The 22,475-nt window shown below is 61.6% G+C and carries 19 protein-coding genes; 9 read left to right on the forward strand and 10 right to left on the reverse strand.

Features of this window, described 5'->3' with window-relative positions:
* The 3 genes from JFX23_RS09480 to JFX23_RS02795 all read left to right on the forward strand — a co-directional run bounded on the left by JFX23_RS09480 (position 1) and on the right by JFX23_RS02795 (position 3,759).
* Positions 1–378 carry an anti-phage BREX system Lon protease BrxL gene (locus JFX23_RS09480; protein WP_198775620.1) on the forward strand — a complete coding sequence of 126 codons (378 nt, stop codon included), beginning with the start codon at positions 1–3 and terminating at the stop codon, positions 376–378.
* Positions 302–2,170: a BREX system Lon protease-like protein BrxL gene (gene brxL, locus JFX23_RS09575; RefSeq protein WP_198775621.1), complete on the forward strand. Its 1,869-nt coding sequence runs from the start codon at positions 302–304 to the stop codon at positions 2,168–2,170. Before JFX23_RS09480 ends, brxL begins: the two co-directional genes overlap by 77 nt.
* Positions 2,171–2,700: 530 nt before the next feature.
* The gene (locus JFX23_RS02795; protein ID WP_198775622.1) at positions 2,701–3,759 is read left to right on the forward strand and encodes a PfkB family carbohydrate kinase; all 1,059 of its coding nucleotides are present in this window, start codon (positions 2,701–2,703) and stop codon (positions 3,757–3,759) included.
* Between the two features lie 46 nt (positions 3,760–3,805).
* Here the strand turns inward: JFX23_RS02795 and JFX23_RS02800 are convergent, their stop codons facing one another.
* On the reverse strand, positions 3,806–5,290 hold the full coding sequence (locus JFX23_RS02800) for an RNA-binding domain-containing protein (protein ID WP_198775623.1): 1,485 nt from the start codon (positions 5,288–5,290) through the stop codon (positions 3,806–3,808).
* 256 nt (positions 5,291–5,546) lie between these two features.
* Positions 5,547–6,323 carry an alpha/beta hydrolase gene (locus JFX23_RS02805; RefSeq protein ID WP_198775624.1) on the reverse strand — a complete coding sequence of 259 codons (777 nt, stop codon included), beginning with the start codon at positions 6,321–6,323 and terminating at the stop codon, positions 5,547–5,549.
* Between the two features lie 258 nt (positions 6,324–6,581).
* On the opposite strand from JFX23_RS02805, the gene JFX23_RS02810 reads away from it, so the two are divergent.
* The 6 genes from JFX23_RS02810 (at position 6,582) to JFX23_RS02835 (ending at position 12,368) form a co-directional block, all read left to right on the forward strand.
* Positions 6,582–6,878, forward strand: a complete 297-nt coding sequence (locus tag JFX23_RS02810) for a YtxH domain-containing protein (RefSeq protein WP_198775625.1) — start codon at positions 6,582–6,584, stop codon at positions 6,876–6,878.
* A 160-nt stretch (positions 6,879–7,038) separates the two neighbouring features.
* Positions 7,039–8,097: a VIT1/CCC1 transporter family protein gene (locus JFX23_RS02815; RefSeq protein ID WP_233050531.1), complete on the forward strand. Its 1,059-nt coding sequence runs from the start codon at positions 7,039–7,041 to the stop codon at positions 8,095–8,097.
* 72 nt (positions 8,098–8,169) lie between these two features.
* Positions 8,170–8,919, forward strand: coding sequence for a trimeric intracellular cation channel family protein (locus tag JFX23_RS02820; protein WP_332874662.1), 750 nt, complete (start codon positions 8,170–8,172; stop codon positions 8,917–8,919).
* A gap of 60 nt (positions 8,920–8,979) precedes the next feature.
* Positions 8,980–9,714 (forward strand): SOS response-associated peptidase, encoded by a 735-nt coding sequence (locus JFX23_RS02825; protein WP_198775626.1) that lies wholly within the window; start codon positions 8,980–8,982, stop codon positions 9,712–9,714.
* A 68-nt stretch (positions 9,715–9,782) separates the two neighbouring features.
* A complete protein-coding gene (locus JFX23_RS02830; RefSeq protein WP_198775627.1) occupies positions 9,783–11,264 on the forward strand; it encodes an amino acid permease in 1,482 nt (493 codons plus the stop codon).
* 330 nt (positions 11,265–11,594) lie between these two features.
* Entirely contained in the window at positions 11,595–12,368 is a 774-nt protein-coding gene (locus JFX23_RS02835) for an HNH endonuclease family protein (RefSeq protein ID WP_198775628.1), read from the forward strand.
* A gap of 83 nt (positions 12,369–12,451) precedes the next feature.
* Here the strand turns inward: JFX23_RS02835 and JFX23_RS02840 are convergent, their stop codons facing one another.
* The 8 genes from JFX23_RS02840 to JFX23_RS02875 all read right to left on the reverse strand — a co-directional run bounded on the left by JFX23_RS02840 (position 12,452) and on the right by JFX23_RS02875 (position 22,183).
* Positions 12,452–13,105: a response regulator transcription factor gene (locus JFX23_RS02840; protein ID WP_198775629.1), complete on the reverse strand. Its 654-nt coding sequence runs from the start codon at positions 13,103–13,105 to the stop codon at positions 12,452–12,454.
* Entirely contained in the window at positions 13,102–14,283 is a 1,182-nt protein-coding gene (locus tag JFX23_RS02845; RefSeq protein WP_198775630.1) for a sensor histidine kinase, read from the reverse strand. Before JFX23_RS02845 ends, JFX23_RS02840 begins: the two co-directional genes overlap by 4 nt.
* 103 nt (positions 14,284–14,386) lie before the next feature.
* Positions 14,387–15,199 (reverse strand): ABC transporter permease, encoded by an 813-nt coding sequence (locus JFX23_RS02850; RefSeq protein WP_198775631.1) that lies wholly within the window; start codon positions 15,197–15,199, stop codon positions 14,387–14,389.
* A gap of 158 nt (positions 15,200–15,357) precedes the next feature.
* Positions 15,358–16,275, reverse strand: coding sequence for an ABC transporter ATP-binding protein (locus JFX23_RS02855; protein WP_198775632.1), 918 nt, complete (start codon positions 16,273–16,275; stop codon positions 15,358–15,360).
* A gap of 213 nt (positions 16,276–16,488) precedes the next feature.
* Entirely contained in the window at positions 16,489–18,417 is a 1,929-nt protein-coding gene (locus JFX23_RS02860; protein ID WP_416153018.1) for a dipeptide ABC transporter ATP-binding protein, read from the reverse strand.
* Positions 18,414–19,382, reverse strand: a complete 969-nt coding sequence (locus JFX23_RS02865) for an ABC transporter permease (RefSeq protein ID WP_198775633.1) — start codon at positions 19,380–19,382, stop codon at positions 18,414–18,416. Before JFX23_RS02865 ends, JFX23_RS02860 begins: the two co-directional genes overlap by 4 nt.
* On the reverse strand, positions 19,375–20,301 hold the full coding sequence (locus JFX23_RS02870; protein ID WP_005963054.1) for an ABC transporter permease: 927 nt from the start codon (positions 20,299–20,301) through the stop codon (positions 19,375–19,377). Before JFX23_RS02870 ends, JFX23_RS02865 begins: the two co-directional genes overlap by 8 nt.
* A gap of 274 nt (positions 20,302–20,575) precedes the next feature.
* Positions 20,576–22,183, reverse strand: coding sequence for a peptide ABC transporter substrate-binding protein (locus tag JFX23_RS02875; protein WP_005963057.1), 1,608 nt, complete (start codon positions 22,181–22,183; stop codon positions 20,576–20,578).
* Positions 22,184–22,475 lie beyond the last annotated feature (292 nt).

The following is a 22,475-nucleotide window of genomic DNA, read 5'->3' on the forward strand; positions in this document are numbered from 1 at the left end:
ATGAGCTCTTTTAACGACTCTCCCGATACCGTGGGGATCCCGGAATCGGGTGAGCAGACCGCGAGCACGCCAGTGAAGTCCGCGCTCGATGAAAAGATCAACGAGCACTTCCCCGGCAGGGTCGTCCGCAAGGACCTCGTCAAAGCTGTCCGAGGGAATGCCGTTGTCCCGTCATACGTCCTCGAATACCTGCTCGCCCAGTACGCGGCTTCCGACGACGAAGCAACGATTCTCTCGGGCATCGACACGGTCCGGAAGATCCTCGCCACCCACTACGTGAAACCGGAACGAGGCGGAGCTCGTGAAGTCGGAGATCCGACGAAAGGGACGGCATCGCATCATCGACAAAGTGAGCGTCATCCTCAACGAGAAGAATGACGTTCACGAAGCATCCTTCGAGAACCTCCAACTCAAGGGGGTGATTATCGATGACGGAACAGTAAAGAGGAACCCAAAGCTCCTCGTCGGAGGCGTGTGGTGCATCTGCGACATCGACTACTTCCATTCCGATGATGCAAAGCTCGTACCGTGGATTCTCTCCTCACTCAAACCGATTCAGGTCGCTACCGCTGATTTCGAGGACTATCTCGAAACCCGGCAAGCCTTCACGACAGGCGAATGGATTGATCTGCTCATACAGTCGATCGGACTCAACCCTGAACAGTTCACCGATCGAGGCAAACTCATCGCACTCACGCGCCTTATCCCCTTCGTCGAAAGGAACTACAACCTCGTTGAACTCGGACCGAAAGGGACCGGAAAGTCGCACACCTTCAGCGAGTTCTCACCCAACGGGATCCTCGTCTCAGGTGGCGAGGTGACCGTTGCAAAACTCTTCGTCAACAACGCCAATGGGCGGATCGGCCTTGTCGGCTATTGGGACTGCATCGCCTTCGACGAGTTCGCAGCAAACAAGCGGACTGATCAGAACCTCGTCAATGTGATGAAGAACTACCTGGCAAACAAGTCCTTCTCCCGCGGGACAAGCATTTACGGCGCCGAAGCCTCAATGGCTTTCATCGGGAACACGACCCACACAGTCCCCTATATGTTGAAAAACTCTGACCTTTTCGACGAACTGCCCAACGCCTACCGTGATCCCGCATGGCTCGACCGGATTCACCACTACATCCCCGGCTGGGAAGTCGCTCCAATCCGATCGGAGATGTTCTCCAACGGCTACGGCTTCATCGTCGACTACCTTGCTGAGATCCTTCGATCAATGCGCTCGACCGACTTCTCAGACAAGTACAGTGAGTTCTTCACACTCGACTCCTCCTTGTCGACTCGCGACCAAGATGGAATTCGTAAGACCTTCTCAGGGCTCATGAAGCTCATTCACCCGAGTGGACGGGCATGCGAAAACGAGGTGCGAGTGCTGCTCGAATACGCGATCGAAGGACGCAAGCGCGTGAAGGACTCAATCCTGCGGATCGACGCAACGATGCGTGATACTCCCGTGCACTTCCGATACATGGATCGGCAGGGGAGCTGGCATGAGGTCATCTCCCTTGAAGAACGCCAATATCCCCACCTTTACCGCAGGAGTTGGTCGCTTCTCGGGGAAGAATCCGTCGAGAACACGGCAATGCCGGGGTCTTTCTCGGCGCTGAGTGGTGGTGCCGGGGACCAGGCTCAGACCCCTCAGATGGAGCTTCGAATCGCTGATGACGAAGAACCGAAAGAGGGACATCGCGACTTCGCTGCGGGTCAGAAGGGTGTGAGTTACAGGAAACTCCTTCTGCCCTACCTCACAGGAGTGACGAGGATTCGGATTACTGATCCGTACATTCGGCTGCCACACCAGGGAAGGAACCTTGCCGATCTTCTCAGCCTCATTGCCTCAGTGAAAGATGACGCTGATGAGATCGAGGTTCTCCTCGTGACTTCACGTGACATCAAAGAAGAGTTCCAGAAGCATCAACTCCTCATGCTTCGCGACATCAAGGTCGCTTCGGAGGCTGAAGGCATCTACTTCAACGTGAAATTCGACGATTCAATCCATGATCGCCGAATCGAAACTGACCATGGGTGGAGGATTGATCTAGGCAAGGGGCTTGATATCTGGCAGAAACCGGGCGATAACCCCTTTACCTTCGGGCGAAATCATCAAGAGTTTCGACTTGTCAGATCAGATTTTAGCGTCCACTACATGAAGATTTCAGAGTGAGAATAGGGGCTGGAGGTGATCCCCTCTAACGAGAAATCCTTTCCTGAGACAGTCGCTACTATTGCGGAAAATTTGTGCCCAGGTGTCCGGACTCTTGTTGTTTGACACCGAAAGTCTCCAATCTGTATGACAACAGCGGTGACATGGTTTACATGTGTAGTCATGTCTGTGACTCTTTCCCGCGCGGTTTCAGTCCGAATTCCGGAGGAACTGTGTGTGAGGATCGCTGCGCTCGTGAAGCAGACCCGGCGGATCCAGGGGACATCGTTCGTGAGGAGCGCGAAAGGGATTAGCCAATCTCGGATGGGAATTTCGCATCTCAGCGAAGGTACGAGATCATCGGGTAGGCAGGGTACGTACCGTTTCCTCCGACAAGGTTGATCTGATGCTCAGACTCAGCGGGCAAGCTTCGGCCCCGGCCCTTGAAACTGTCTCATAAGCTCGCGGCATTTCGATGACGATGATTGGCTCTTCGCACTCGCCATCGGCGTGAGGGATCACATCTACGACGAATCGGCGACAATACTTCCATGCACGCCCTTCTCGCAGGCCTGACGACCCTTGACGTCATTCATGCGCTCGACCACGAGCCGGACACGACGAGGAAGACCACCTCAACGAATCACGCGATGTCTGCAGGAGGGCCAGCCACGAACGCTGCCGTGACGATCGCGGCCCTCGAATCCCTCCGGCCCATGCCTTCCTGCGCCCCAGCCTCGTCAATCACTTTGCTCAGCGCAGTGGGGGAGGGGACGATCGCGGGCATCCTCGCCGCCGACCTTGAAGGGTGCGGGGTGAGCGTGCTCGACGCGAGCGCAGCCGATTCGCCCGTGAGCGCACCGGCGATCTCCTCCATCATTGAACATCCGGGAGGGCGCATGGTCGCCTCAACGAACGCGCGGATCAGCGTGGATGCTGAAAAAGGGGAGGCACTCCTCGCCGAAGCCCTCGACAAGGTGGGCAGTCCGGATGTGGTGCTCGTTGATGGGCACAACCCTTCCCTCGCGAATCTCGTTCTTGGCGTCGGAGTCGCCCCTGAGGGCGGGGTGGGCGAAGACCCCTTCGCGCGTCTTGAAGAAAAGCCCTCTCACCTGCGGATATTGGATGGAGGTTCCTGGAAGGAATGGTTTGTGCCGCTCCTTCCTCTCGTGGATGTGGCTGTGGTGTCAGCAGACTTTTGTCCGCCCCTGCTCGAACGCCCGGAGATTCACGGCGTCGCAGGATTCTTGCGCGGCTTCGGTATTACGCGCGTGGTGCGCACCCGCGGCCCCGAACCCGTTGAATGGGTCTGGGACGAGAGACAGGGCACGACTGCCGTCGACGAGGTCGAGGCACTGTCCACCCTCGGCGCCGGTGACATCTTCCACGGGGCTTTCGCCTGGGCGCTCGGCATCCTGCACGAGGAAGGGCGTGAAATCCTGGAAGACCCCTCAAGACTCATCGCCTTCGCCGCCCGGATCGCAAGTGTTTCGACGAGCGTGTTCGGCACTCGTTCGTGGCGCGATGACCCGCGAGTCGTGGAGGCGGTCGAAGAGTTCCTGAGCTTCTCGGAGGTCGAGGACCTGAGGCGGGGTTCGGCACCTAAATAGGTGTGAAGCCGGGGTTCGGCACCTGGAGGGGTGTGAAGGGGACGGATCAAGATGGATTCATGTCCTGTGCCACCAGGGAGTATCGGGTTCCGCGCCTGGTACCACTTCGAACGGCGAGACCGTGATCGACCAGCTCCATGAGCTCGCGTCGCGCCGTCGCCGAATCGACCCCAAAGCGTTGTCGATAGTCGGAATTGGCGATGGGACCGCCTCTGCGCATGAGGAGGAGCGCTTCGCGCTGGCGAGGCGAAAGCTCGAGTGGAGCAAAGACTGATGCGAGCCATTCGAGATCGTCGTCCGAATGCAACGCGTGATTCGGGAAGAGCACGGTGAAACGGAGGCCGTCGTCAATGAAGACTGGCGGAGTGAGACCGGCGCTCTCCAGCGCGTCGCGGGTCGCCCGGATTCCCGTGCCGAGAGCTTCGATGACGCGCCCATGCCGCCCGCTCACGTGCCTGCAGATCGTGTACAGGTATTCGTTGACAGCAGAACGACCGCGCCCGAGCCGATCGAGGCTAATGCCCCATAATCCGCCGGGACTTGTCAGGACAAGCCCACGTTCCGTGAATCGGAGATCGACCGGAACTCCGGCCGTTGCGGGTGAGAGATCACGATGGACGAGTGCGTTTGCAACGACCTCGCGAACGGCCTCAAGCGGAAGCGGGTACTCCCTCACCCCCCGTCCGTCGTGCGTCACGACTTCTGTTGCCCCGAGGACTCGGGCGACCCAGTCGAGAGCCTCGTCGAGTATGTCAGGGATAGACCCGGTGAGGTCCTGGCGAGCGCGCGACCGTGCTCCTTCGGTGAGGAGGCCCTGATCGGTCACTGCGGCGCTGAGGAACAGATGAGGGAGGAATTGCTGAGGGTATAAGCCGAGTGCGTACAGGCCTGCGACGGTAGTCTCGCCGTCCCGAGTAAGGACGTTCAGGAGGCGGAGGATGTCTATGTCGCTCGTGTTTCTCAATCGCGGTGTCGTTTCCCTCGCCGATGCGATGAACGAGGCGAGAGCGTCCGGGTCGAGGTCGTGGATCGTCGTTCCGGGAACGGGAGCGATGTCGTCGCGCGGACGTTCCCTTCGGCGGATGAACTGTTGTTCGTCCTCGCGGGACATGGCTTCGTCCCCGTCGAAGACGCGAACGTAGGCCTTGCCTGACTTGTTCCAGACGCAGGGCTTCTTCGACAGGGGAGCTTCTTCGACCTCGATTGCGACGAGGGTCTTTCCTGAGACTTCAACGCACTCGACTCGAACGGAAATCGGCGGGGTGAATCCTTTTCGAGCCTGATCTGAGGCGCGTCGCGCGTAATCGGCTGCGACCGCGGGGGATAGGCCGACGAGGGGGTCCTCTTGTCGTTCATCGATGCCGAGGAGGATGAGGCCGCCGCCCGGCAGGTTGGCGAGCGCCGAGAGGCTGGGGCCGAGGGCTTGGGGGGAGTACTCGGAGAAGGTCTTCGCCTCGACATCGAGGCGGTCTCCTCCTTCGAGGTTGAGGCGGGCGAGAGCTGATCGTGCGCGGTCTGCCAGGGAATCCATGGAAGCACCCCCAATTGCCTGTTTGATGAGATTCTTATCAAAGATATCTCATATTAAGGGCGAGTTATGTTTAACTCATTTGAGTTATGTCAATCCACAGAGTTCATATCCGAGGTTCTGAGGGGCTCCCGGGTGGTGCGCAAGCCCCGGAGTCCCTGGCCTCCTCGGAGGTCTCGTACCTGGGGCGGGGTTCGGTGCTTGAATGGGGTGTGAAGGGGCCGCAACTGGTCGAATGGAACGGCTGGGCGCCCCCACATCACCGTCCGCGCACGACAGGCACCCAGCGCTTCACCCATTCGAGGGAGGGGGCGTCCAAAGCCTCGACGTTGATGCTCTCCCCGAAGAACGCGTCTTGCGCGACCTCCACGCGAGAGCCGTCGGGTAGAAGAGGGAAGGCCTCCTGCGTCATCTCCAAAAGCCCGAATTCTGCATCCGTCGCATCGTGAATGATGAGCGTCGGCTTATCGAGCCCATCGAGAAGCTTATTGGCATCACCCATCGACAAGTCCGCGAGAGTCTGCTTCGAAATCGTGAACTGTCGCCTCATGGACGCGGAATCATCGGGGATCGTGGTCGCACCGATCTGTTCGAGATCGGCCAGCTGATCCTCAGAGAAGATCTGCCTCCAGTCCACCGACATCGGTCCGATCCGAGGCGAGGAGAGAATGTAAGTAAGAACAGCCTTCGGCCTTGCAGTCAGTGCGACGCTCGCCCCGAAAGAGTGCGCGTGCACGATCTGACGCGAGTACCCCTGATCGGCGAGCCATCCCGAAGCTGCGCGCAGGTCCTCAACCTCAGCGTCAAGGGTGATGATCTCGTCACCAGACTGCCCATGCCCCGAGTAGTCGAACTCGAGGGTCGCGTATCCGGCGGCGCGATACTGGCGTGCGAGACGGTCAAAATGCTCAGCGGAATGGCGATCAGCGAGGAAAGAGTGGGAGAAGAGGACCGCCGCGTCCACCGAATCGACCGGCGATACGAAAGTTCCTGCAAGTGTGACGCCGCGGGGAGTGAGGATCCTCGTTTCAACCATCCTTTTACGGTAGCGGTCACTTTCGACGAGGCAAAGAGGTTTCTCGCTCAGCGCACATGAGTAACCTGCGTCGCCCGCTCCTCGCAGGCTCCAGGAGCGAGGAAACGCTGGGAGCAGGTGAGAAGTCTGGGCGATTGAGAAGAGAGCACTGCGGGATCGAAGAGCGGCGCCAAGGCCGCTAGGCTTAAAGCGGATTCACGCCCCGTGCATGGGCGACGATTGGGCGTCGCCCCGCTACAGATATGACGAGGAGAACTCATGGGAACCAAGTTCGGACTGCTTCTTGGACTGGGCGCCGGATACGTGTTCGGCACTCGCGCGGGCCGCGAACAATACGAAAGAATCCGCCTCGCCGCTTCGAAGATTCGTCGTTTCCCCGTGGTCGCCAAGCCTCTGGACAGCGCCGGTGAGAAAGTCTCCAACATTGTTCGCGCCCAGGGTGAGCGCGTCACCGACAAGGTCGCGGACGCGGTAAAGGAACGCCTCTTCGGCGCGCCCGCCACCCCTCGTGAGGTCGATCTGCGCTTCGAGGACGAGGGCCCAAACAGCCGCTGAGCGCATGACGATCCCAACACCTCCTTCCACTGCCTCCTCTCCGTCCGGACACGAGGGCAATACCGCTCAAGGAGTTTCCTCCGATTCGACTTCAGCCCACCGTTCGGAGCCGACTCGCCAGCAGATTCGCCGTTGGCGTCGACACCTCGCTGAAGAGCGGATGGAGGCTCGCACCTATCGGGCGCTCGCGGAACGCCGAACCGGCTGGGAGCGTGAGATCCTCCTCCAACTTGCAGACGCCGAGCGCCGCCACGAGGAGTACTGGCTCGCCCTCCTCCAAGAACGAGCCCTGCCCGCGCCCCGCCCACCCATGCGAACCCGCTTGTCCGCGTGGCTGGCGCAGATGTTCGGCACGATCTTCATCCTCGCGATGGCGCAGCGCGCAGAGCAACGCACCACCTACGACCTTGACGCCGACGCGACCGCACAAATGGCCGCCGACGAACACATTCACGGGGAAGTGATCCGCGGCCTCACAGCCCGCTCACGCGAAGCACTCGCGGGCACCTTCCGTGCTGCGGTGTTCGGAGCGAACGACGGCTTGGTATCGAACCTCGCCCTCGTAATGGGAGTCGCCGCCACTGGAATGGCACCGCGCCTCGTCCTCGCGACCGGTGTGGCCGGCCTGCTGTCTGGCGCTTTGTCGATGGCCGCCGGGGAATGGGTATCGGTGAAGAGTCAGCGAGAACTCCTCGACGCCTCCATCCCAGACCCTGAAGCACACCAGGCAGTGCCCGACCTCGACGTGAATGCGAATGAATTGGCTCTCGTGTTCCGCGCCCGGGGTGAGAGTCCCGAGGAAGCGGATGCTCACGCCGAAAAGGTCTTCCGCCAGATCTCACGCCCCGCGCTCTCAGAAACAGGGCAGATCGCCGTTCGCGCGGCGCTCGAGGGCGGGAACACCACTCAAGCGGGGGCCGGAGAGCAGATCGGCATGCCCTGGCATGCAGCCGCATCTTCTTTCTGCTTCTTCGCGATTGGGGCTCTCCTCCCGCTGATCCCCTATCTCCTCACTCTGATCGGCCTCGTGCCCGTCGGCCTCGCCGCCGCGATGGCCACAGGAATCGTGGGCCTTGCGCTTTTGGGGACGGGCGGGGTCGTTGGAGTCCTGTCCGGCCAGCCGCCGACGCCGCGCGCATTCCGTCAGCTCTTCATCGGTTTTGGAGCCGCAGCGCTCACCTACGCTTTGGGGTCTCTCTTCGGAGTAGCACTCGCTTAAAGGGTGCGTGTCGCCTGAGGTGCCGCGCAGGGGCGGATGCGCCGGGACCCGGTGGTATCGGACAATGATCCTGTGCTCGATGCCCTCAACCACGCGCTTCCAGACCTGTTCCGTGCGATCGACCTCATCGGTGTGCTCCTCAACGGCATCATTGGCGGGCGGCTCGCTCGGACGAAACACTTCGATGCGGTCGGCTTCGCGGTGCTCGCAATCATGTCCGCACTCGCGGGCGGAATGCTCAGGGATGTGCTCTTACAATCCGGCCCGCCAGCAGCACTCACCGACCCCCACTATCTGGGTACCGCCCTCGTCGGCGCCGGAATCGCCATGCTGTGGAAACTGGACTCGAGGCCGTGGCGCATCGCCCTAGTCATTATGGACGGGATCGTCCTCGGATGCTGGGCCGCAACGGGAACACTGAAAACCCTCCAGGCCGGTTTTGGGATTCTGCCCGCGATCATGCTCGGCGTCATCACCGCAGTCGGTGGCGGAGCAATCCGAGACATTTCGGCCGGCAATATCCCGCAGGTGTTTGGTGGCAACAACCTCTATGCGACGCCCGCGCTCGTCTCCTCGGCGATCATGGTCCTCTTCGAGCTCCGCGGCCTGGGCACGATTGGCATGCTCTTCGCAACACTCGTCGGCTCGAGTTTCACGGTTCTGTCCCATTGGCGAGGCTGGCAACTCCCACAGGTGAGTGAATGGGAAGGAACTGAGCTTCACCTCTTCCCAGTTGCGCTCTCTCTTGGGGGAACGCTCCTCGTCTCGGCCAAGGCTCGCGATCCACGACGCCTCCCCAAGCCCGGGTCAGATCAACGATGAGGACCTTCCCTCCTCGGCTGATGAAAGGCCAGCATCGATTGACGATTCCCCCTCAGCGTGATGTGCGGTCGATTCGTCCAATTTGCCGAGGACGAGGAAATCGTCTCAGCATTCGATCTGGACCTCCTCGAAGGGGAAACAGAACGGCCCCGCTACAACCTGGCCCCGAGCCAGAAAGCCCGAGTCGTTCTTGAACGCTTCGTCGACATCCCCGATGCCACCGGAAGCACCCGGAAACGACTCCTGAGAAAAGGGCGCTTCCTCCAGTGGGGTTTCGTGCCACGCTGGGCGAAGACCCCTTCTCGCCCCATGATCAACGCCCGCGCCGAAACGCTCCTCGATAAGCCGATGTTCCGTGCATCCGCAGTCAGAAGACGCTGCATCGTCCCAGCTAACGGCTACTTCGAGTGGCACAAGCACCCAAAAACGAACACAAAGATCCCCTACTTCCTTTCCGCCAGCCCCTCCGATCCCCTCCTCGCCTTCGCCGGTATCTATGAAGCCTGGCGCAACCACCAAGTTCCCTTGGGCGAGGAGGGTGCCTGGCTCCTCACCTTCGCGATCCTCACTCGCGGAGCCCCCGATGAACTCGGGCGGATCCATGATCGAATGCCCCTCATCTTGCCCCCTGACATGTGGGACGAGTGGCTTGACCCCGCCCTCAAGGAGCCCAGATGCGTCCACGAAATGATTGGTGCCGTCCCCGACCCTATGCTGCGCCCTAGGATCGTTTCGCCCCGCGTGGGCAAGGTAGATAACGACGATCCGACGCTCATCGCGGAAAACCCCTTGTGAGCGTCCCCAACCAGGGCGAACCGCCCCAGGAAAGGCGCACGGTGGCCACGAGTCAGAACGTGCCCGGAATGACGCTGGATAGCGCAACCGGAGCCCCCACGTCCCCAACAGCCCCGAAACGATTCCGCACACGCCATTTGTCGATGATGGCACTCGGCAGTGCGATCGGCGCTGGCTTCTTCCTCGGAACGGGAGTCGCGATCAGCGAAGCGGGTCCAGCTGTCCTCGTCTCCTACGCGCTCGCGGCCCTCATCGCCGTGTCCGTCATGTTCGCCCTGTCCGAACTCGCCTCGGCTCTGCCCTCAACGGGTTCCTTCTCCACGTACGCGGAAGTCGGGATCGGCCGCTGGGCGGGATTCGCATCCGGCTGGCTGTATTGGGCGATGCTCATCATGGTTCTCGGCATGGAGATCACGGGCGCTGCGGGAATCTTCGTCCAATGGTTTCCCTCTATCCCCCAATGGACGGTCGCCCTCGCGATCGTGATCGTCCTCGGCGGCGTGAACCTCTTGGCCGCCCGAGATTTCGGCGAGGTCGAGGCCTGGCTCGCAGGAATTAAAGTCGTCGCGATCATCCTCTTCCTCATCATCGGCATCGCCCTCGTCTTCGGGCTCATCCCTGGGCGAACCGAGCCGGTCGGCCATATGATCATTGGCCACGGCGGTTTAGCGCCGAAGGGTTTCGCGGGCATCGCAATCGGCCTGCTCGCGATCATCACCTCTTTCGGTGGGATTGAGATCGTCACGATCGCGGCGGCCGAGGCCGAGGACGCCAAGTCTGCGATGTCCGCGGCGATCCGCTCCGTGATCGGGCGAATCCTCGTGTTCTACGTCGGTTCGGTCATTCTCCTGATCTGCCTGCTCCCCTGGGATTCGGAGGAGATGCGGACGAGTCCTTTCGCTGCGCTGCTCAATATGGCGGGCGTGCCTGCCGTCGGGCGCATCATGGAGACGGTTGTCTTCATCGCGCTCATTTCCGCGTTCTCCGCGAACGTTTACGCCTCGAGTCGCATGGCCTATTCATTGTCCGCACGAGGAATGGGCATACGCTGGCTGCTCGGCAAGAACGCGGGCTCCTTGGGGCGCCGTGTTGAGGCGGGAGCTGCTGTGGATCACGCTGAGGAGCTCTTCGACCAAGTGGCCAACAGCGGAGAAAAAGGCGATATCGCTTTGGGGCGCACGCCGAGACGTGCGGTCGCGACCTCTATCGCTTTGGCGCTCGTTTCCGTGGCTTTGAACTGGTTCCTGCCCGAGACCCTTCTTGGCATCCTCTTGAATGCGATCGGCATGGTCCTCTTGATCATTTGGGTGTTCATCCTCATCGCCCAGGTCCGACTCCACCCGCTCCTTGAGGAGAAGGGGGCGATTTCTCTTCGCGCGCCGGGCTGGCCCTGGCTGCCGCGCCTCGTCCTCTTCGCCCTTGTGGGTGTGGCGGGCCTGATGGCTTGGGATCCGGCGGCCCGCGCGCAGCTGATCTCGATGACGGTCCTGACGATCATTGTCATTGCCCTCTTCTTCGTGAAGGAAGCAGTGGAGAACAAGTTGAAGTAGAGCCTGGCGGCGCTGCGAGTTGTGGCTTTTTGACGCGAGCGGAGGCGTTCACGCTTCGCTCGTGACGTCTTGCGATCCGCTCGCCACCAGTAGCCCCGCTGTTGCTTCTCCCTCTGGTTGTTTCTGGTCCCTCTGGTTGTTTCTTCGCCCCTCCCGCCCTCGTTCTCCACATGGGGACGAGGGCGGAGTCGCAGACGCCTACGCCTCGGAGGAGAATATGCCTCCGCAGGGCTGATGCTTCCCCTCCGCTGCGTCGCTAGATGGGGGAGGGGAAGCATGAGGGAACACAGAGCCGGGAGTGCACGTCGAGCACTCGGAAGGAGAAGAAGAATGCGTCGGCGCAAGGGGCGAAAACCTACTCTTGGGGACTGGATCATCGCTGTGATCGCCGGGATGCTCCTCCTATCCGTCTTCGTCGCGCCTCTGGGCACATGGGCTTCGAACGTCGCCCGGGGAGCTGTTGAGCACTGGGGATTGGAACTTCCTTGGGGAGATGGGTTTTTCTGGTCTTCGTCCGCAGATCCGCTGGAGGGACTGCCTGATTCACCGGAGATGAATGAACTCAAAGCCCTCAGCGTCCGTGAATCCGAGCGGGGCGGAGCGCCGAAATACGAGCGTTCCGAATTCGGCCCGGCCTGGGCGGATGAGGACCACAATGGCTGCGACACGAGGAATGACATTCTCGCGCGCGACCTCGCCAGACCGAGTTTCAAAAAGGGGACGCACGATTGCGTTGTCCTCAAGGGGAGTCTGGCCGAGCCCTACACGGGACAGATGATCGAGTTCCAACGAGGGCAGAACACCTCCTCGCTTGTTCAGATCGACCACGTGGTCGCGCTTGGGGACGCCTGGAGATCAGGCGCCTGGCAGTGGGATGCCGCCTCGAGGCAGAGCTTCGCGAATGATCCGCTCAACCTCCTCGCCGTTGACGGGAAGACGAATCAGGACAAGGGGGCGGCCTCAGCGGATGAGTGGATGCCCCCGAACTCCGCTTTTCACTGCGAGTACGCGAGACTCCAGGTTGCCGTGAAATCGAAGTGGGGTCTGTCGGTCACGCAGGCGGAGCGCACGGCCCTCGCACGCGCCCTCGCCACCTGTGAGTGAGCCTGAGGGCTTTCCCGACGAAGGGAACGGAAGACGAAAAGGCTGCGGGCTGGGCGCGAACAACTCCGGCGCGGGCAAGGGGTTCAGAGCCATCCCTTCTCAGTCGCGAGGCGAAGGGCCTGCGCCCGTGTACGGGCATTCGTCTTCAACATCGCCGATGAGACGTGATTGCGGACCGTTCCTTGTGATAAGCCGAGTTCGGAGGCAATATCTGCGAGGGTCCCGCCCTCGGCGACACAACGAAGGACCTCGGCTTCACGTTCCGTCAATGGTGAAACGCCGAGCGAGAGGGTTTCCACGGCAAGAGTCGGATCAATGACCCTGTGGCCAGCATTGACACGACGAACCGCCTCGGCGAGCTGTTCGGAGGGGGCGTCCTTCACGATGAAGCCGCTCGCCCCCGCATCGAGGGAGCGCTGGACATAACCGGGACGGCCGAAGGTCGTGAGCATGAGGACACGAGTTCCGGGGAATCTCGTGCGAATCGCTTCACAGGCCGCGATGCCGTCCATGACGGGCATTTCGACATCCAGAAGGACCACGTCGACGGGGCGGGTGCAAGCCGCGCCCGCAGGCGCCGAATCTTGGGAGCATGCGATGCCCCCGAGGACTTCCAGGGCTTCGCGACCATTACCGGCCTGTCCGCACACCTCGATGTCCGGCTCCAATGAGAGCAGGGCCGCGAGGGCACCGCGCACCATCGTTTGATCGTCGACGACAAGGATTCTCAGGCTCATTCGACGCCTCCGAATCGCAGCTCGAGCGTCCACAGATCAGCCTCGCGCCCCCACAGGAGGCTCCCGCGCGAGCCGACGCGATCGCGCAGCCCTTCAAGCCCCGAGCCGTCGGCCCGGCCGAGCTGATCCGACCTGCGGTGAAGAGGATCACCGAGCCGCAAGGACTGCCTTTTCGCCCCGTCGTTCGTCACCGTCACGCTGTCCTCGCGTACCGTGATCGTCACGGTTTTCGCATCCGAATGACGGAAGGCGTTGATACAGCCCTCCCGAATGACATGCGCGACGAGGGATGAGGGCGTTCCAGGGGCGGGATCGCCTTCATGAACGACATTCAGTCGAATTCCCGCGGCATCGAGGATGGTGCGCGCGGATTCGATCTCCGTCTCAGGCAGGAGCGTCCGATTCGCGGCGACGACATCGCGCACATCGGCGAGGGCTGTGCGCGACATCTCGGTGAGGTCGTCGATCTGGGCGCGGGCCTCGTCAATGCGTCCCCCGTCGAGGAGACGTCCCGCGAGGTCCGCTTTCACGGTGATCCCGGTGAGAGTCTGACCGAGAATGTCGTGCAGATCGGCGCTGATGCGGGTGCGCTCCCGTTCGCGTGAGAGGGCGAGGTTCTGCACCATTGCAACCTCTTTCGTGCGATCGTGGTCGATCATGAGACGAGCGAAGACGCACACGAGGGTCGTGATCGTGACACTGATGATAGGGAAGAAGTCCAATACCGGACTGAAAAGCAATTCAAGAGCTCCGAGGGCCACAACGAGAGCGATTCCGGGGGCGACCCAGCGTTTCGGTGCTTGGAGCGCAATCGGCGAGAGCACGTAGGAGAGCATGTAGACCCCGCCCCCGCCGCCCGCGTTCGTCGCGGTGATGAACATGGCGATCTGGAGGGCGAGGATCACGAAGATGAAGGCGAGGAAGACCCACTTGCCGGAGTCATTCGCAGGTCCTGACTCATTCACCACCCAGGATGCGGAGTACACGAAGCCGAGGGCGATCACTTCGATGAAGAACGCGCGTGCGATCGGATGATTCAGGCCCATGTCGAGGGCCGAGGCGATCGGGAATGCGAGGAATGCGAGGAACGGCAAGGCCCAGGCCAGTGAAATGAGTGTGCGGATCGGCAGTCCGAGCCAGCGGCGTTCCCCTTCAGATGCTGTGGGCAGTGCGATCATCACGTGCCTCCTTACCGAAATGACACTACCCGAGTACAAGTGCTCTGAGGGCAGTTGAGCCGAGGGCGGGAACGAGTCTCTTGGCTTTGCCTTTCATGCCCGATCACCTGCCGGTGTCGTGCCTTTGCGCCCATATTGAGAGGGCGAGGAAGGTGATCATCCAGAAAAGGTAGTTGCCGAGCCAACCCCATTCGAAGGAATCCCAACCGAATAAGGGTGTCTGCACCATGGAGACGAGCCCGTAGAAGGGCGTGTAGGGTGCGAGGCTCTGCCAGAAGCCCCCCATTTGCTCCAAGGGGATGAACATGCCTGCGGCGAAGGAACCGGTGACGGTGAAGGCGCTGGTGAGGGCGAAGGCGCCGTCGGAGCGGACTCCGAAGGCGCAGGCCAGGCCGAGGGCGATCGGCAGCGCGGTCACGGCGACTATCAAGCCGAGGGTACTCGCCCACGTGGCGCTCTCCATCCGCGCACCGCTTGCTGCGCCCACGCAGAAGACGATCCCCGTGACGATGAGCGAGACCAGCATCGACGCGATCACACGTGCTGCGATGAGCGCGCCAGAGGAGATCGGCGTGAGCGCGTAGAGGCGGGTGATTCCACTGGTGCGTTCTAGTGCGACATTCGTCCCCATCGAAGAGGCCGTCATGATCGTCCCGTACACCGCCATGTTCACTAAGACGATCGCCGAGACATTCGAGTTCACGACCCATTGCTCCTGAGCCTCCGAACTCGTGCCGAAGATCAGGTACATGAACACGGGAAGCCCGATCGCAAAGCCCAGCGAGAAGGGATTCGTGAACAGTTTCCAGAAGGAGAACCAGAGTTGGACCGGAAACCCTCTCCATCCCGAGCCGGGTGTGCGTTCGACGAAGGATTCGTCGAGGGAGGAGGAAGGCGTGTTCGCGGCGACGATCATGGGGTATTCCCTTCTGTGGGATTTCACAAGGACGAGGATCAGAGGAACGGGCTTCGCTTGTAGGAGGAGGGTCTCCATTGCTTCGGAGACGGCTTCGCCACGGGCTCCTCTTGTTCGGGGAGAGGGCGTTTCGAAAAGGGGGAGGAAAGCGGATCGCCTCAGGAGGTCAGGGTGCTGAAGGCGTCTTCCAAAGATGCCGGGACGATCTCGAGGTCGTGCGCGCCTTCGATGTGAAGGAGAAGAGCTGCGGCCTTGTCCGTGTTCTTCGCCTCAAGGGTGAGCAACGCGTTCTCGTCAGGAGCGGTGCTCCACGTGATGCAAAAGTCGCCAGAGCCCTCCAGACCGCCCAGGAGGTCGGCTGCGCGATCGCGTTGCAAGTCGGGGATCCTGATGCGGAGGGTTTTCGCTGAAACGGAGCGGCGCAGTTCATCGGTCGGAGCATCGGCGACGATCCGACCGTCTTGGATAACGACGGTGCGCTGCGCGAAGCTCTCTGCCTCGGCGAGGTAGTGGGTGGCGAACACGATTGTTCGGCCGCGTTCAGCCTGGCGTTGCATGAGGTCCCAGAATTCACGGCGGGCGGTCGCGTCCATACCAGCTGTCGGCTCGTCGAGGATCAGGAGCATCGGGTCGGGCAGGAGGGCGAGGGCGAGGCGCATGCGCTGCTGCTCGCCGCCCGAAAGTTTGCGGATTCGACGCTTGACTAGGTGTTCGAGATGGGTTTCCTCGATGATCTCTTCCAGTGGGAGCGTATTCGCGTGGACGGAGGCGAAAATGCGCAGGGCTTCGAGGACCGTGTAGTCCATTGGCAGGGAACCGGTCTGATGGACGACTCCGATGAGGGATCGCCGGATTGCTTCCCGGGGTGTCATCCCGAAGAGCGCCCCTTCGCCGCTCGTCGGATTCTGGAGTCCGAGGATCACGTCGATGAGGGTTGTCTTTCCGGCGCCATTGCGGCCCAGGAGCGCCATGATCTGTCCTGGCGGTACCTTGATGTTGATGCCGTCGAGGGCTTTCACCTGCCCGTAGCTCTTCTCGATGCCGGACACGCGGATTGCGGGAGTCGTGCTGTCCATGACTGCATTTTCGCCCGGAGTGGATCCCTTCAGAAGTGCCGGGTGTCGGAGGGCTTGCCATGACAGATGTCATGCCCGGTGTGCGCGGCATTTCGGTGTGCTGCCCCAAGAGGTTTCAAAGCTAAGAGCCTCCGTACACAAGAGCGCCGCGCAGGAAAAGTCTGCGCGGCGCTCCCAGTTGATGCCGAGGGGGTCCCGAAGGATCGTGAAGGATCAGAGATTGAGCTGAATCTTGCGGCCGGGAACCGCTTCGATGAGTTCTCTCGTGTAATCCTGCACAGGGTTCGCGAACAGGGCGTCCGTGGTGTTCTTCTCAACGAGCCTGCCCTTCTCCATGACAACGACATCATCGGCGATCTGACGGACCACCGCGAGGTCGTGAGTGATGAAGAGGTAGGACAGGCCGAGTTGGGCTTGCAGATCGTTGAGCAGGTAGAGGATCTGGTTCTGCACGAGGACATCCAGGGCGGACACGGCCTCGTCGAGGACAATCACCTCAGGATTGAGTGCGAGGGCGCGCGCCACTGCGACGCGCTGACGCTGACCGCCGGAGAGTTCATTCGGGTAGCGGCGCATCGCGGAGCGGGGCAAGGCGACCATGTCAAGGAGCTCGGAGACGCGTTTGATGCGCAGCCTCTTCGGGTTGAACTCCTTCTTTTCAGCGGAAGAGAGCTCGCGCCCGGCCTTCTTCGCGCCCACGAGAGCGGTGATCCACTCTTCGGGATCGCGTCCGGTCTTCATGGCGCGCGCATACTCCTGCTCGGCGTAGGCCAGGGTGCCGTATCCGTGGACGCGCAGGGGCTCTTCGATGACTCTAAAGATTGAGAACATCGGGTCAAGAGAACCGTAAGGGTTCTGAAAGACCGCCTGCAGGCGACGACGCAAAGCGAAAAGCTCCTTGTCGTTCATCTGCGAAGTGTCCTGGCCGTCGAAGAAGACTGTGCCGGAAGTGGGGGACAAGAGCTGGAGGACCATGTTCGCCGCGGTCGACTTCCCAGAGCCCGACTCGCCGACAACTGCGAGGGTAGTGCCGCGCCGCAGGGCGAAGGACACGTTGTCAACGGCGAGGAGCTTCTTCGCCTCGCCCCTGGAACCGCGGATGTCGAACTCTCGGGTGAGGCTCTCGACACGGATGATCTCCTCAGTCGAGGTCGATCCCTTGCCAGCGCCGATGAGTTCCTCGTCGGTGACGTTGATCCCCTTCGCGTGGGCTGATTCGATGCGCGCAGACGCCAGGGAGGGGGCTGCGGACACGAGGCGCTTCGTGTAGGGGTGGCGCGGGTGCTGGAGGATCTCGAGGGCGGGGCCGGACTCGACGATACGACCTCGGTGCATGACGACGAGCTGTTCGGCGCGTTCGGCGGCGAGGCCGAGGTCGTGCGTGATGAATAAGACGGCGGTCCCCAGATCACGAGTCAGGGTGCCGAGGTGGTCAAGGATGCGGCGCTGAACTGTCACATCAAGGGCCGAGGTCGGTTCATCCGCGATGAGGAGCTTGGGGCGGGCCGCCATGCCGATGGCGATAAGGACTCGCTGGCGCATGCCGCCGGAGAACTCGTGGGGGAACTGCTTGGCACGACGTTCAGCGTCGGGAAGTCCGGCCTCTTCGAGGAGCTCGGCGACGCGGGCTCCGGTCTCGGTGCTCGGTACGACATTGTTCGCGGTCAGGGCCTCTTTGACCTGCGTGCCGATTTTCAGCACGGGATTGAGATTGGACATGGGGTCCTGGGGGACCAGGCCGATGCCGGAGCCTCGCAGGTGCACCCATTCCTTCGAGCTCAGGTGCGTGATGTCCTTACCGGCGAATTCGATGGTGCCCCCGGTGACCTTACCCGTGCCGGGCAGAAGACCGATGACTGCTGCGGCAGTGGTGGACTTGCCGGAGCCGGATTCGCCGACGATCGCGACGGTCTGGCCCGGATAGATCGTGAGGTTTGCGCCGCGAACGGCGGGAACGACACCGGTCGAGGTCGCGAAGGTGACCTCGAGGTCAGTGATCTTCAAGAGGGGGTTCTGGTCCTCGGGGTGGAAAGAGGCGGCGTCGAGAATCGAGGCGGATTCGGTGCCATCACCGAGGACGGTGCGGGTGATCGCCTCTTCGAGGGCGTCCTCGTTCATGGGAGTCTGGTTCTGCTCAGTCACTTGCGGGCCTTCGGGTCGAGGGCGTCGCGGACGGCGTCACCCATCATGATGAAGCTGAGAACGGTGAGGGCGAGTGCGAGCGCCGGGTAGAAGAGCACCATCGGGTTGGTGCGTAGCGACGCTTGCGCGGCGGAGATATCAGCGCCCCAGGAAACGACCTCAGGTGGCAGGCCGATGCCCATGAAGGACAGGGACGCCTCGGACACGATGAAGGTGCCCAGGGCGACGGTCGCGTACACGATGATCGGCGCCATTGAGTTCGGGATGATGTGGCTGAGGAGAATACGGCTCTTGGAGGCGCCGGTCGCGCGTGCTGCGGTCACGAATTCTTCATTCTTCGCGGACATGACGGCGCCGCGCGTGATTCTTGCGATCTGTGTCCAGCCGAAGAGGGAGAGAACGGTGATGACCATCCAGATGTTGCGGTTGTCTTTGAACATCTGCATGAAAACGATCGCAGCGAGAAGCAGCGGGATCGCGAAGAAGATGTCGGTAATGCGCGAGAGGAGCGCGTCGAACCAGCCGCCGAGGTAGCCTGCGGCTGCGCCGATCACACCCCCGAAGAGGACGACGAGGATTGTCGTGAACACGCCGACGGAGACGGAGGCGCGGGCGCCGTAGATGACACGGGAGTAGATGTCGCAGCCCTGGCGGTTGAAACCGAAGGGATGGCCGTCCGAGGGGCCCTTCAACGAGTTGGACAGTTCACAAAAACGCGGATCCTGGCTTGTGAAGAGGCTCGGGAAAGCGGAGATTGCGAGGGCGATGACGATGATGGTGAGCGCGATCCAGAAGATCGGACGTCGACGCAGGTTCTTCCACGCCTCTCCCCACAGGGATGAGGGTGCCGAGTCATCTGCGACAGCGTCGACGGCGCCCAGACCGGTTTCGTCGATGCGAGAAACGTAGTGGGCCTGGCCTGCACGGGTACGCACAATATTGGCGGAGGGAATGAAGTCACTCATAGCGGATCCTCGGGTCGAGCACGGCGTACAGCAGATCAACGACGAGGTTCGCGATGATGTACACGAGAACCAGGACGGTGGTCACGGAGACGACAGTGGCAGGCTCGCCTTTGATGATGGCCTGCCACAGTGTGCCGCCGACGCCGGAGATGTTGAAGATGCCCTCGGTGATGATGGCGCCGCCCATGAGGGCACCGAGGTCGCCGCCAAGGAAGGTGGCGACGGGGATGAGGGAGTTGCGCAGGATGTGCCGCGTCATGACGCGGCCGTTGGACAGGCCTTTCGCGCGAGCCGTGCGCACGTAGTCGGCGGAGACGTTCTCAGACACCGACTGGCGGGTGAGGCGAATGACGTATGCGAGGGACACGCCGCCCAGCACGAGGGCAGGCATCGTGAGGGATTTGAGGGTGACGTGTGCGCCGACGGTGGTGGGGAAGATTCCGAGTTTCACACCGAGGAGGAACTGGAGGACGAAGCCGAGGACGAAGGTCGGCACCGAGATGAGGAGGAGGGAGACGACGAGGATCGTCGAGTCGAAGATCTTGCCGCGACGGACACCGGCGATGACACCGAGGAAGATGCCGAGGATCGCCTCAATGGCGAGGGCGTAGAGCGCGAGCTTCACGGTGATGGGGAAGGCCCGGGCCATGACGGCGGTGACTGGCTGACCGGAGAAGGTTTTGCCGAAGTCGAGGGTGAAGACACCCTTGAGGTAGAGCAGGTACTGCATCCAGAAGGGTTTGTCGAGGTTGTACCTTGCGGAAATCTCGGCGTAGGCGGCGTCGGAGAGACCGCGGTCGCCTCCGAGTGCAGCGACGGGGTCACCCGGCATGAGGTACACCATCGCGAAGATCAGGAACGTGGCTCCGAAGAAGACCGGGATGGTCTGGAGGAGTCGCCGTCCGATGTAGCGAAGCATGGACAGTCCTTTGGATGGGGACGAGGGGGTGAGCCCTCGTTGCGAATCGGTGGGTTCGTTCGGTTTTTGCCTTGGCGAGGAAGGTGAGGATCGGACCCCATTGTTCCTGAGCTAAGACTTACTCAGGGCATCATAGGGTAAAAGAACGGCAAATGTCTGTTTCGGCTGGTCAAGGATGAGCCAAATTCCCTTTTATATGCCCGGTGGCGGGTGGGAGTTTCCCACCCGCCACCGGGAGTTGAAGGCGCTCATTCCGGTGCGAACCGGGGGCTGCTCAGGCCTTCTTGGTGATCTGGTTGTACACGGGCACGGACTTCCAGTTGAAGACGACGTTATCGACCTTCTCAGACCAGCCGCCGACAACATTGGCGTACCACAGCGGGATCACGGGGAGGTCCTTGAACAGGACTTCCTGTGCCTGGTCGAGGATCTTGTTCGATTCCTCAGTGGAGGTCGCGGAGGCGGACTCCCTCAGGAGCGAGTCAAGCTCGGCGCTGGAGTAGTCGGTGTCGTTGGAGCCTGCGCCGGTGCCGTACAGCGGGGCGATGAAGTTGTACTTGCCCGGGTAGTCGGCCTGCCAGCCGGTGCGGAAGGCGCCGGTGATGGTGCGGTTCGTGACCTCGGTGCGCAGGGACTTGAAGTCCGGGTAGGGGGCGCCGACGGCATCGATCGAGAGGGTGTTCTTGATCGAGTTGGTGACAGCGTCAACCCAGGCCTGGTGGCCGCCATCGGAGTTGTAGCCGATAGTGAAGGTGCCTGACCACGGGGAGATGGCGTCAGCCTTCGCCCAGAGTTCCTTGGCCTTCTCCGGGTTGTAGCTCAGGACTTCAGAGCCCTTGACGGAGGCGTTGTAGCCGTCAACGACCGGCGAGGTGAAGTCCTTGGCCGGGGTGCGGGTGCCCGAGAAGATCGTCTCGGTGATGGTGTCACGGTCGATCGCGTAGGAGAGTGCCTGGCGGCGCAGGTTGCCCTCTTCGCCGGAGAAGTGCTCAAGCTTCTGCGGGATTGCGAAAGACTGGAAGATCGCTGCAGCCTGGTTGACCGAGCGTCCCGAGAGATCGGCTTCGAAGGTTGCGAAGGCGGAGTCCGGGATGGAGTCGAGGACGTCGAGGTTGCCGGAGAGGAGGTCCTGGTAGGCCGCGTCCTGCGAAGCGTAGAAGATGATGTCCACGCCGCCGTTCTTCGCGACATTGTCGCCCTTGTATTCGGGGTTCGGAATGAGGTGGATCTGGGCGTTGTGCTCCCAGCCGTTCTCGGCGACCATGTAGGGGCCGTTGCCGATCGGGTTCTCGCCACCCTTCTCCATGTCTTCGAGGGTGGAGTCGGGGAGCGGAGCGAAGGCCGAGTAGCCCAGGCGCTGGGAGAAGTCCGCGGTCGGGGCCTTGAGGGTCACGGTGAAGGTGTAGTCGTCAACGACCTCGAGGCCGGTAAGGTCACCGGCACCCTCTTCGTCGGCGCCCTGGATGGGCTCGAAGAAGAAGGAGGAGAGCATGGCCTCGGAGGCGCCCTTCTTCCATGCCTCGACGAAGTTTCTGGCCTTCACTTCGGTGCCGTCGGAGAACTTCTGGCCCTTCTTGAGGGTGATGGTCCAGACGGAAGAGTCCTCATTCGGTTCGATCTTTTCGGCCATCTCATTGTGGACGGCGCCCTTGGCGTCGTAGTAGACGAGGCCCGCGAAGATGAGGTCGAGGATCTTGCCGCCGCCGGTCTCGTTGGTGTCGGCCGGGATGAGCGGGTTCTGGGGCTCGGAGCCGTTCGTCGTGATGATCGCGTCCGAAGCGCCCTCGCCGGTGGTCGCGGAATCGGCGGTGCCGCCCGAGCAGGCGGACAGGCCGAGGGCGAAGACGGCCGGGACTGCCAGCCAGGTCTTCTTGAGGTTCATGAAGACTCCTCTGATTAGATGGGTCGATCCTGCGTCGTTCAGACACAAGTGCTCGTCGAGCCTATCGGGCCCCGAGAGCGACTTGCCTTTGCAAACCCCCTAGGGGATGTTGCGGTTCGGTCACGAAGTGTCATGATTCAGTAAAGAATGTGCTCAAAATGCCTGTTGAAGTGCGGATATGGCAATTCCTTTACCTTTGGCGAGCTTTCGCTTGTGGCGTACGTCTCAGTACGTAAAGTCCAAAAGGTGAAATACTGCAGTCAAGATGTGGGATGGCATGGGAGTTGTCTCG

Source organism: Schaalia cardiffensis (assembly GCF_016405145.1).
GTDB classification, from domain to species: Bacteria; Actinomycetota; Actinomycetes; order Actinomycetales; family Actinomycetaceae; genus Pauljensenia; species Pauljensenia cardiffensis.